4 protein-coding genes are annotated in these 4006 nt (G+C 66.4%); 2 read left to right on the forward strand and 2 right to left on the reverse strand.

Features of this window, described 5'->3' with window-relative positions:
- The coding region (locus ABH935_RS50765) for a WD40 repeat domain-containing protein (RefSeq protein WP_370385226.1) at positions 1 to 938 on the forward strand (938 nt) is incomplete at its 5' end.
- Here the strand turns inward: ABH935_RS50765 and ABH935_RS50770 are convergent.
- Positions 935 to 1690, reverse strand: a complete 756-nt coding sequence (locus ABH935_RS50770; protein ID WP_370385227.1) for a hypothetical protein — start codon at positions 1688 to 1690, stop codon at positions 935 to 937. The genes ABH935_RS50765 and ABH935_RS50770 overlap by 4 nt on opposite strands.
- 457 nt (positions 1691 to 2147) lie before the next feature.
- On the opposite strand from ABH935_RS50770, the gene ABH935_RS50775 reads away from it, so the two are divergent.
- On the forward strand, positions 2148 to 2645 hold the full coding sequence (locus tag ABH935_RS50775) for a universal stress protein (protein WP_370385228.1): 498 nt from the start codon (positions 2148 to 2150) through the stop codon (positions 2643 to 2645).
- A gap of 365 nt (positions 2646 to 3010) precedes the next feature.
- Here ABH935_RS50775 and ABH935_RS50780 read toward each other — a convergent pair whose 3' ends face one another.
- Positions 3011 to 3229 carry a chromate transporter gene (locus ABH935_RS50780; RefSeq protein WP_370385229.1) on the reverse strand — a complete coding sequence of 73 codons (219 nt, stop codon included), beginning with the start codon at positions 3227 to 3229 and terminating at the stop codon, positions 3011 to 3013.
- Between the last annotated feature and the right edge of the window lie 777 nt (positions 3230 to 4006).

Below are 4006 nucleotides of genomic sequence, written 5' to 3' on the forward strand. Positions count from 1 at the left end.
ATGTCGCCACGGGTAGGCCCGGCCCTATCCTTAAAGGCCACACCGACCGCGTCACCTCTGTGGTGTTCAGTCCTGACGGCCAATCCCTGGCCACTACGAGTGTTGATGGAACAGCTCGGCTATGGGATGTCATCACCGGCAGACCCGAGGCCGTACTCAACGGTCACATCGATCAGCACCAGCTAGCGGTGTTCAGTCCCGATGGGCATACGCTAGCTACGTCGAGCATGGTTACGACGACGCGGCCCTGGAATCCGGCAACCGGCTCCAGCTTCGATGGGATTGCTCAGCTTTGGGATGTAGCGACAGGCAAGCCCGGACCTATCCTCAAGGGTCATACTAGCTTCATTACCTCAATAGCATTCAGTCGTGATGGGATCAGCGTGGCTACCGCCAGCGACGATGGGACTGTTCGGCTGTGGAATGCGGCGAATGGCAACCCTGGACCTGTCCTCAACGGCCACACGGGCCGCATCGATTCGGTGGTGTTTAGTTCCGATGGGCGGACTCTTGCCACCGCCAGCTGGAATGGAAGAATTCAGCTGTGGGACGCGGCGACCGGCAAGCCTGGGCCAGTCTTCCAAGACCATGTCAGCGACTTGACCTCGATGCAGTTCAGCCCGAATGGGCGCAGCGTAGCCACGGCCACCAACGATGGTGCTGCTCGCCTATGGGATGCGGCGACTGGCAAGCCTGGGCCCGTCCTCGAAGGCCACACCGGCCGCATCAATTCAGTAGTGTTTAGTTCCGATGGGGGCACCATTGCCACCGCCAGCTCGGATGGGAATATTCGGCTATGGACTGCCACCAATCCCGACGCCGATAACGCGATCGACCAAATCTGTCACGCTGTAGACCGTGACCTCTACGATTTCGAGCGAAAGAAATACCTGCCGAACTCGGATCAAAGCGGAAGCCCAGTGTGCCCTCTATCCTAAGCCCGTGTCCACGCGTGAGGCTCTGCGAGGACGGCGTCCCGGTGCCCGCGTTGGCCGCATCGGACCTGGCCGCTGCGGTGCTCGCCGCGCTCGAGCGTGACGGCGTCGAAGCCGTCCACATCCTTGGCGACGACGGAGCGGGACGTTGTTGGAGCACCGCTAAGGCTCGGGCGTTGCTGGGCTGGCAGCCTCAGCGGCGCTGAAACATCGCGGGTCCGGGGCAGGTTAAAAACATCAGCCCGCAGGCTCTGGGCACCGCTGTGTTGCGCCGGGGCGGGCACTTGGGTCGCATTCTGCACCTCGCCGGCCAGCGCCGCGTTCTCCAGCATCAGCAGGTTCAGCGCGTTTGCGTAGACGCGCACGCGTTCCTCCAGCTCTGCACAGTGGTCTTGGAGGTCGCGGTGGTCGCGTTTCAGCTTCTCGAAGGCGCTGGTGGCTCGTGCGCGATCGCCGCGGGCCGCGTCGAGGCCCGCGACTCTGGCTTGGAGCAGGTCTTTGAGATCGGTGTGCTGGTGGGTCAGCAGCCAGCGTTTCACGCCGGCTTCGGCGGAGAGTTGGGAGACGCTGAGTCGCCCGGTCGACCGCTGGTGGTCGCCGTCGAGCAAGCGGTCGATCGCGGCGAGGAGGTCACGTCCACTCGCGTGGTGTAAGTAATCTTCAGCAGCGAAGCCGCAGGTCACGCGCAATTCCACAGGGCATCTGAGCCGGGAAAGTGATGGGTCGCCCTCAGCGGGCCGGTTCTTCAACTCCATCAAGATCCATACACCCTCGGGCGTGACCCGCGTCCCGCTGGCGGCGAAGATTACTTACACCACGCGAGTGGACGCCATCCCTCCGCCTGTTAGGGCGTGTTAGAGAAGTCGGGCGGGGCGCGACGACACGCAGCCTCTGGCTGCCATGGGCACAGTGGCGGCGCCTGGCGGCGAGCGGACGACCAGCCACAGCCAACTAGGATGACGCACGCCGTCCGTCTTGCCATGCTTGCCGCTGAGCCGTCGCGCTCAACCTGCTCATCAGCTGCGGGACACCACCCACCCGACTTCTCAAACACGCCCGAGGCGGCTGGGGCGTCAAAGGCCGTCCCGACCGGCCTTGGCGTTTTGTCAGGACTTCGTGTTCATCGCGTGAGTTTCGGCTAGATCCGGGATCCGGTGTGATCGACTGTGATGCACCAGGTCAGGGGGATTTTCACGAGCAGAGGAGGCGGCTATGAGCGCGCGTGTCTTCGTCGGGGTTCACGGTTCGCTGGGCAGCTTGCAGGCATTGCGCCGCGCGGTCACCGAAGCCCGGGAACGGCAGGCGGTACTGGTGGCTGTGCTGGCCTGGACGCCGCCGGGTGGGGAAGCAGCGTACCGGCGAGCCCCCTGCCCTCCGCTGCACATGGTGCAGCGAGAACACGCCGAACAGCGGCTGACCGACGCCTTCGGCGCGGCGCTGGGCGGGGTCCCCACCGACCTTCCGGTCGAAACGCGGGTGGTGTTCGGACCGCCCGGTCCGGTCCTCGTCTCGCTGGCCGACCGTCCCGACGACTTGCTCGTGGTCGGAAGCGGCCGGATAGGTGTGCTGCGCAGAGCATTCGGCCTGCAGCCACCGGTGGTTCGGCACTGCTCGCTGCGGGCGGCGTGCCCGGTGCTGGTGGTACCTCCGTCCGCGCTGGTGCGCGACCTGCGCCGGCGTCCACTGCAGCGTGGGAAGGCGTCGGTCTAAGCGTCGGCGTCGGACGGCACGGACCGGAGTCACACGGTCAGTGCCTTCGCCACGCGGCCAGGGCGTGACCGTTGGGCGCCTCGCCGACCGAGGCCGCCGCGTTCTGGAACTGGGCCGCTGGTCACATCCAGATCCAGCGGTCGCGATTGGAAGCCGACGGCCACTGGGCGGCGTTGCATGAGGACGTCGCAGAGGTTCGTGGATCGGAGCCGACACGGAGGAGGCGTCGAGGCTGATTACCTGCCGACTGTCCTGGCAACGAAGCAGCAGCCTGCGGCGCGCTTTCCTGTGCGAGGGAGGCCGACGACTGTCGACAGCCTCGTCGCATCCGCGCCTATTCGCCGCCGCCCTTGTCCCTGCCGTTTTCATGGCGAGCCTGCTTGATTTCGCGGGCCAGGGTCCATGGGGCCGTGGCCCCGCAGCCGCCACGCGTAGAGGATCGCCAGCTGGGTGGAGGCGGGTCCGGGCTGCAGGTTCGTCGCGGCGACGCCGTCCTCGAACTCTGCTTCCGTCAGCCACGCCCGCTGCTCGACCCGCGGCTTCCGCAGCAGCGCGGTGTGGGCCGGCGGGCTGCCGAAGCCGATGCACCCGACCCGGCCTCACTCCCGGACCATCGTTCGCAGCGATATCTGCGCGGACGTGGCCGACTCGGTGGTCACGGGCAGCAGCCTTAGATGATCCGGGCGAATGGGCCGTGATCAAGACCCGCAGTGCCCGGCCCGCCTGTCACCAGCGTGGTGACAGGCGCAGCGTGGGGTTCTACTGTGAGGGGCGCCCGTCGCTGCGTCCCCCCGTAACCGTAGGCAGCGCTCTGAGACCGGCTCGGTCCTCGATCTGTTGGCCAACGCGCCGACCCCGGCTGCCCTGGCCCAGACATGGTGTTCGGCGCGACCGGCATGATGGGCCCGCGGATCGCCGCGGAGGCGACCCCCTCGGGGCGACGAGAACAACGGCCAATGAGGGTTAGTGCAGGCGACGCGTTTGCGTTCTACCTCAGCGACCCGGTGGCGCATCGCGTCAGCGAGGGGATACCCGGTCGGAGCCATCGTGGGATAGACGGTTATTCCTGGGGGTTGCGGCGAGCGTGGCCGCACCCGGCATGCGGCCTTGCGAAACGGCTCAGCGGCAAGCATGGGCGACCCGGACGACCTCCCTCGCCCCTGGTTGGCCGTGCGTGGTCGGCGGGGTGGCCAGGCGCAGTCATTGTGCCCTTGGCAGCCAGAGGCTGCGTGCCGTTTCGCCCCCGTACCCCCAGGAATTAACCGTCTAGCTCAGATGCCAGGTTTGGGCGGTGTCGTTGGCGGTGCAGTCGTAGATTTGCAGCTGGGTGCCGGATCCGCCGAAGTTGGTGTCGTCCAGGC

It is taken from the genome of Catenulispora sp. GAS73, assembly GCF_041262085.1.
In the GTDB taxonomy this organism is placed as follows: domain Bacteria; phylum Actinomycetota; class Actinomycetes; order Streptomycetales; family Catenulisporaceae; genus Catenulispora.

Bases quoted from the DNA above. Each gene is read 5' to 3' on its own strand.
- ABH935_RS50770 (WP_370385227.1), bottom strand. From the start codon at position 1,690: ATGGAGTTGAAGAACCGGCCCGCTGAGGGCGACCCATCACTTTCCCGG.
- ABH935_RS50775 (WP_370385228.1), top strand. From the start codon at position 2,148: ATGAGCGCGCGTGTCTTCGTCGGGGTTCACGGTTCGCTGGGCAGCTTG.